The 6,716-nt window shown below is 74.5% G+C and carries 5 protein-coding genes; 4 read left to right on the top strand and 1 reads right to left on the bottom strand.

Annotated elements, in window-relative coordinates; genetic code table 11:
• The 4 genes from PYV61_RS18700 to PYV61_RS18685 all read left to right on the top strand — a co-directional run.
• The coding region (locus tag PYV61_RS18700) for an ABC transporter permease (RefSeq protein WP_275834425.1) at positions 1–877 on the top strand (877 nt) is incomplete at its 5' end.
• Between the two features lie 67 nt (positions 878–944).
• Positions 945–2,078: an ABC transporter ATP-binding protein gene (locus PYV61_RS18695; protein ID WP_275834423.1), complete on the top strand. Its 1,134-nt coding sequence runs from the start codon at positions 945–947 to the stop codon at positions 2,076–2,078.
• Positions 2,075–3,178, top strand: a complete 1,104-nt coding sequence (locus PYV61_RS18690; RefSeq protein ID WP_275834422.1) for a dipeptide ABC transporter ATP-binding protein — start codon at positions 2,075–2,077, stop codon at positions 3,176–3,178. The genes PYV61_RS18695 and PYV61_RS18690 overlap by 4 nt, the downstream gene beginning before the upstream one ends.
• 58 nt (positions 3,179–3,236) lie before the next feature.
• On the top strand, positions 3,237–4,823 hold the full coding sequence (locus PYV61_RS18685; RefSeq protein WP_275834420.1) for a peptide MFS transporter: 1,587 nt from the start codon (positions 3,237–3,239) through the stop codon (positions 4,821–4,823).
• A gap of 114 nt (positions 4,824–4,937) precedes the next feature.
• On the opposite strand, the gene PYV61_RS18680 is transcribed toward PYV61_RS18685, so the two are convergent.
• The coding region (locus PYV61_RS18680) for a hypothetical protein (protein WP_275834418.1) at positions 4,938–6,716 on the bottom strand (1,779 nt) is incomplete at its 5' end.

The following is a 6,716-nucleotide window of genomic DNA, read 5'->3' as shown; positions in this document are numbered from 1 at the left end:
CGCGACGCCGATCCGCGCGTCGGTGGCGATCGTCCCGCCGTCGCCGCGCCGCGCCGCGGTGCGCGCCGCGGTCGCGGTCCCCGCGGGGGCGCTGGCGATCCTGGCGCTGCTGGCGCTGGCCGCGCCGGCGCTCGCGCCCTACGACCCGGCGCGCCAGTTCGACCTCGTCACGATGGCCAACCAGGGACCGTCGGCCGAGCACCCGCTGGGGACCGACCCGTTCGCGCGCGACCTGCTGAGCCGGACCGTGTACGCGGCGCGCGTGTCGCTGCAGGTCGGGCTGCTGGCCGCGCTGGTCGCGGTCACCCTCGGCGCGGCGTGGGGCGCGGTCGCCGGCGCCGCCGGCCGGCGTCTCGACGCGTTCATGATGCGCCTCGTCGACGTCGGGCTCGGGGTGCCGCGCGTGCTCCTGCTCCTGGTCGTGGTCGCGCTGTGGGGGAGCCTGCCGCCGTCGGTGCTCGCGGTCGTCGTGGGCGCGCTCAGCTGGCTCGGGACGAGCCGCCTGGTGCGCGAGCGGGTGCGCGCCGCGCACGCCCGCGACTTCGCCCTCGCCGCGACGGCGCTCGGCGCCTCGCCGCTGCGGGTGCTGGCGCGCCACGTCGCCCCGCACGCGCTGGGCACGCTGGCGGTGAGCGGCTCGCTGATCTTCGGCGAGGTCATCGCCATCGAGGCCGGGCTCTCGTTCATGGGGCTCGGCGTACGGCCGCCGACCGCGAGCTGGGGGAGCATGATCATGGACGGCCAGCCGGTGCTCCTGGTGGCGCCGTGGACGGCCGGGGTGGCCATCGCCTGCGTCGGGGTCACGGTGCTGGCCGCCAGCACGCTCGGCGACGCGCTGCGCGACCGGTTCGACCCGCGCGACGGCGCCCCGCGGTGACAGCGTCCGGTGAGAGCGTGGGGGCGGCCATCTTCTCGCCCCCCCGTTCGCGCCCTACCTTCCGCGCGTGACCGCCCCAGCCGCCCCCGCCCCGCCCGTCCTGTCGCTGCGCGACCTGCGGGCGTACTTCCACACCGACGCCGGCGTCGCCCGCTCGGTGGACGGCGTGTCGCTCGACGTGCACGCCGGCGAGACGCTCGGCGTGGTCGGCGAGAGCGGGTGCGGCAAGTCGGTGACGGCGCTGTCGGTGCTCCGCCTCATCCGCCCGCCGGGGCGCGTCGAGGCCGGGAGCCGGGTCCTGTTCGAGGGGCGCGACCTGCTGGCCCTCCCCGAGCACGAGCTGCGCGCGATCCGCGGCAACCGGATCGCGATGATCTTCCAGGAGCCGATGACCGCGCTCAACCCCGTATTCACCGTCGGCGACCAGATCGCCGAGGTGGTGCGGGTGCACGAGAAGGCGTCGCGGAAGGCGGCCTGGGCGCGCGCGGTCGAGATGCTCGCCGCCGTCGGCATCCCCGACCCCGAGCGGCGCGCGAAGGAGTACCCGCACCAGCTGTCGGGCGGGATGCGGCAGCGCGTGATGATCGCGATGGCGCTCGTGCTCAGCCCCGCCGTCGTCATCGCCGACGAGCCGACGACCGCGCTCGACGTCACCATCCAGGCGCAGATCCTCGAGCTGCTCTCCGACCTGCAGCGGCGCCTCGGCACGGCGATCGTGATGATCACGCACGACCTCGGGGTGATCGCCGAAGTGGCGCGCCGCGTGGTGGTCATGTACGCCGGCGAGGTGGTCGAGGAGTCGCCGGTCGGCCCGCTGTTCGCCGCCCCGCACCACCCGTACGCCGAGGGGCTGCTGGCCGCGGTGCCGCGCCTCGGCGACCGGCGCGACCGCCTGGCGACGATCCCCGGCACCGTCCCGCCGGCGACCGCGTGGCCGAGCGGCTGCCGCTTCCGCGACCGGTGCCCGTACGCGTGGGAGCGGTGCGCGCGCGAGCACCCGCCGCTCTATCGCATCGGGGACGGCCGGGTGAGCCGCTGCCACCTGGCGGAGGAGCCGGAGCGCCGCGCGCACCCCCACGCGCCGCGCAGCGAGGCCACCCACGGCACGGGCGGCATCGCGAGCGCCGAGCGCGGAGCGCCGGGCGCACCCGCGAGCGGGGACGACGCGGCGGGCAGCGTGCGCTCCGAGGTGCTCCCGTGAACGAGCCGACGTCCGCTCGGCGCTCCGCGCTCGGCGCTCCGGTTGCCCCGCTGCTGAGCGTCCGCGACCTCAAGAAGCACTATCCCATCACGAAGGGGCTGTTCGGCAAGACCGTCGGCCACGTGCGCGCCGTCGACGGCGTGTCCTTCGACGTCGCCGCCGGCGAGACGCTCGGCCTCGTGGGCGAGAGCGGGTGCGGGAAGACGACGACCGGGCGCGCGATCCTGCGCCTGATCGAGCCGACGTCGGGCGCGGTGCGCTTCGACGGCGTGGACCTGCTGGCGCAGTCGCCGAAGCAGCTGCGCGCGCTGCGGCGCCACCTGCAGATCGTCTTCCAGGACCCGTTCTCGTCGCTCAACCCGCGCATGACGGTGGGGGCGACGATCCGCGAGGGGCTGACGATCCACCGCCTCGCCGAGGGCGCGCAGGCGGAGCAGCGCGTGCGCGCGCTGCTCGACGAGGTCGGGCTCCGCCCCGAGTACGCGTCGCGCTACCCGCACGAGTTCTCCGGCGGGCAGCGGCAGCGCATCGGGATCGCGCGCGCGCTCGCCGTCGAGCCAAAGCTCATCGTGTGCGACGAGCCGGTGTCGGCGCTCGACGTGTCGGTGCAGGCGCAGGTGGTGAACCTGCTGCAGGACCTGCAGCGGCAGCGCGGGCTCGCGTACCTGTTCATCGCGCACGACCTGAGCGTGGTCGAGCACATGGCGAGCCGCGTGGCGGTCATGTACCTCGGCCGCATCGTGGAGCTGGCGCCGAGCGAGGCGCTGTACCGCGAGCCGCTGATGCCGTACACGCAGGCGCTGCTGTCGGCGATCCCCGTCCCGTCGCCCGGCGGCGCGCGGCGGCGGATCGTGCTGCAGGGGGACGTCCCCTCCCCTGCCAACCCGCCCAGCGGGTGCGTCTTCCACCCGCGCTGCCACCATCCCGCGAAGGACGCCGCCTGCGCCCGCCTCGTCCCGCCGCTGGAGGAGAAGGCGCCGGGACACTGGGCGGCATGCATCAAGCAGGCGCCCACGACCGTGGACTGGGCACAGCAGCAGGCGGCGGGGGGTACGAACCCGCCGTCGCGGTACCTCCCGGTCCTGACCGGCACGCCGTAATCGCTGCGCAGCCGCGCAGCTGCGCAGGCCTCTGGTTCTCCCCCCAACCCCTCCCCCCGTGTCCGCACCCGTCTCCGAACGGTCGCGCACGCAGGCGGCCGCCACCGGCGTCGCCACCGACAGCACCCCGCCCACGCCGACGGGCGGCGGCTTCCTCGGCCACCCGCGGGGGCTCTCCACGCTCTTCTTCACGGAGATGTGGGAGCGGTTCTCGTACTACGGGCTGCGCCCGCTGCTCGTCCTCTTCATGTCGGCGGCGCTCGCCGACGGCGGCTTCGGCTTCGAGCGCGCGCAGGCCTCGTCGATCGTCGGCATCTACGCCGCCTGCGTCTACCTCGCCTCGCTCCCCGGCGGGTGGGTCGCCGACCGGCTGCTCGGGCTGCGCAAGGCGATCCTGTACGGCGCGGGGCTGATCTCGCTCGGCCACCTCTCGATCGGCCTGTCGGCGTTCGCGGCCGGGAAGCTGCCGTTCTTCCTCGGGCTGATCCTGATCGTGCTCGGGACCGGGCTGCTCAAGCCGAACATCTCGGCGATCGTGGGCGAGCTGTACCCCGAAGGCGGGGCGCGGCGCGACGCCGGCTTCTCGATCTTCTACATGGGGATCAACGTCGGCGCCTTCTTCGGGCAGCTGATCACCGGCATCCTCGGCGAGTCGGTCGGCTGGCACTGGGGCTTCGGCGCCGCCGGCGTCGGCATGCTCGCGGGGCTCATCACCTTCGCGGTGCGCGCGCGCCCCACGCTCGGCGACATCGGCACGCAGCCGACGCGGCACCCCGACCCGGCGGTGCAGGCGCGCCAGGAGCGCACGGTGAAGGTCGGGATCGGCGCCGGGCTCGCGGTGCTCGCGGCCGTGGTGGTCGCGGCGGCCACCGGCGCCGTCACGCTCGACGCGCAGTCGATCGCCGGCGCGATGACGGGGACGATCGTCGCGCTGGCCGTCGTGTACTTCGCCTACATCTTCGCCGCCGGCGGGCTGAACGGCGACGAGAAGAAGCGCGTGGCGGTGATCGCGGTGCTGTTCGTCTTCGCCGCCATCTTCTGGGCGGCCTTCGAGCAGGCCCCGACGTCGCTCAACCTGTTCGCCCGCGACTTCACCGACCGCCAGCTCGGCGGCTTCGAGATCCCGGCGACCTGGTTCCAGTCGGTGAACTCGTTCTTCATCATCGTGCTCGCGCCCGTGTTCGCCGCGCTCTGGGTGCGCATGGCGAAGCGGAACCAGGAGCTGTCGAGCCCCGGGAAGTTCGCGTGGGGGCTCGCGCTGGCCGCGATCGGTTTCGCCCTGATGATCCCGGCCGCCAACGCGATCGTCGCCAGCGGCGGCTCGCTCAAGGTCTCGCCGTGGTGGCTGGTCGCCTCGTACTTCTTCCAGACCGCGGGTGAGCTCTGCCTGAGCCCCGTCGGCCTCTCGTCCATGACCAAGCTCTCCCCGCCGCGCTTCGTCGGGCAGATGATGGGCATCTGGTTCATGGCGACGTCGGTCGGCAACCTGATCGCCGGCCTGGTCGGCGGCGAGGTCGATCCCGAGAAGCTGGAGCAGACGCCGGCGCTGTTCACCGCGACGACCGGCGCCCTCGTCGCCTCGGCGGTCGTGCTCGCGCTGCTGGCGATCCCGATCCGGCGGATGATGGCGAGAACGACTACCTGATACGACGGGAGTCGTTACCACGGGAGTCGAAAGAGCGGGAGTCGTGACGGCGCACTGCGCTCTTTCGACTCCCGCTTTCATGACTCCCGCAGTGTCGACTCCCGCCGTATCGAGTTACGGCCAGGTGAACACCGACGCCGGCACCGCCCGCTCCCTCGCCATCTTCACGTCCACCGGCTCGCGCCAGAAGTTGCGCGTGAGGTCGCGGTTGGAGACGATGACCTGCAGGCCGGCGCCCGGGACCTTGGTGACCGGGTAGGCGAGGTCGACGCGCCAGAGGCGGCGGGAGTTGGGCGGCACGGCGGCGAGGACGCCGACGCCGACCGAGGCGCGGACCGGGGTGGTGACGCCGTACGGTGCGTCGCCGGCCCACACGCGCCCCGCGTCGGCGAAGGTCGCGAACCCCAGGTCGCCGAGGTTGAACGGGCGGCCGACGACGAGGCGGTGCTCGACGCGCGCGACCAGGCGGCGCGCGCCGGCCACCTCGGCGTCGCCGAAGCCGCGCGCGCCCCCCTCCTTGGCGCCCAGCGAGAGCTGCACGGGCACGCGCGGGCGCCAGACGCCCGTGTACTGGACGTCGAGCACGAACCGGTTGCGGTCGTCGGGGACCGCGTACCACGCCGCGCGGCCGCTGCCGACGATCCCGTTCCACTCGTCGCGGTCGTTGTCCTGGCGCCCCTCGCCCTTCATCTCCAGCGCCGCGAACGAGCGCCCGCCGCCGACGCCGAGGTACAGGTCGCCGGCGAGGAAGACGTCGTCGTCGCGCGAGCCGAGGAGCCCCATGCTGCGCCCGATCATCGTGCCGAGCTGGAAGCCGCGGCGGACGTCCTGCGCGCCGGTGAGGGCGTCGAACCCGGTGACGCGCACGAAGCGCACGCTGCGCACCCCCCACAGCGCGTTGACGCGAGCCGAGCGCTGCCCGGCGAAGCGCGCGCTGGGCGCGTAGCCGAGCTCCGGGTCGGCGACCGTGACCGGCCCCGAGTCGGAGAGGACCGCGACGCGGTCGAGCGTCGACGCGCGCTCGGACGAGACCGAGACGCCGAACAGCGAAAGCCGCCCGGGCACGCCGACGCGCAGGATCCCGCCGACGTCGGCGAAGCGGCGGTCGTAGAAGAGCGTGTTGCGCTGCTCGCCGCCGCGCCGCATCTCGAGGAACTCGTCGGCGCCGCCCATCGACGCGCGCCAGGCGACGCGCTGCAGGTCGGTGTAGAAGGGGTGGCTGACGTCGAGCGTCCAGTTGCCGCCGACGTCGCGGCGCAGCCCGCGCATGTCCAGCTGCCAGGGGCGCCCGAGGAACTGGTAGTGCGTCAGGCGCCCGCCGACCCCGTCGCGGTAGCCGACGCCGCCGTCGTACCAGTCGACCATCGCGTGGACGCCGGCGCCCATCAGGTTCGCCTCGCCCACGCGCACGCGGCGCACCGGCGGCGACCCCGAGCCGGCGGCGAGCGCGATGATCCCCGAGAACTCGTCGCGCGTCTCGACCTCCAGCCGCACGCCCCCCTCCCCGTCGTCGTACGCCATCACGCGGGCGTCCACGAGGTACGGCTGCGCGCGCAGGATGCGCTCCGACTCGGCGCGCCGCAGCTCGTCGCACGGCTCGCCGGGGTTCAGGATCATGAAGCGGCGCACCAGCTCCGTGCGCGTCGTCGAGTGCAGCTCGCGCACGACGCGGGCGACGAACTGGAAGCGCCCCAGCAGCCCGTTCGCGTACGGCGGCTGCGTGATCACCACCACGTCGCTGATCGGCTGCCCGGCGCACCGCACCGGCGCGCGCGAGACGGGGAGCGTGTCGCGCCCGACCGCGCGGCCGCCCGGGCGCGCGCCGCGGCTCGCCCACTCCTTCAGCGTGCTGTCGCTGGTGACCGGCGCCGGGCGCCCGGCGTTGCGCGGCGC

Source organism: Roseisolibacter sp. H3M3-2 (genome assembly GCF_029211165.1).
In the GTDB taxonomy this organism is placed as follows: Bacteria; Gemmatimonadota; Gemmatimonadetes; order Gemmatimonadales; family Gemmatimonadaceae; genus Roseisolibacter.
The sequence above is the reverse complement of the archived record's forward strand: the minus strand, read 5'-3'. Positions and strand labels throughout refer to the sequence as shown.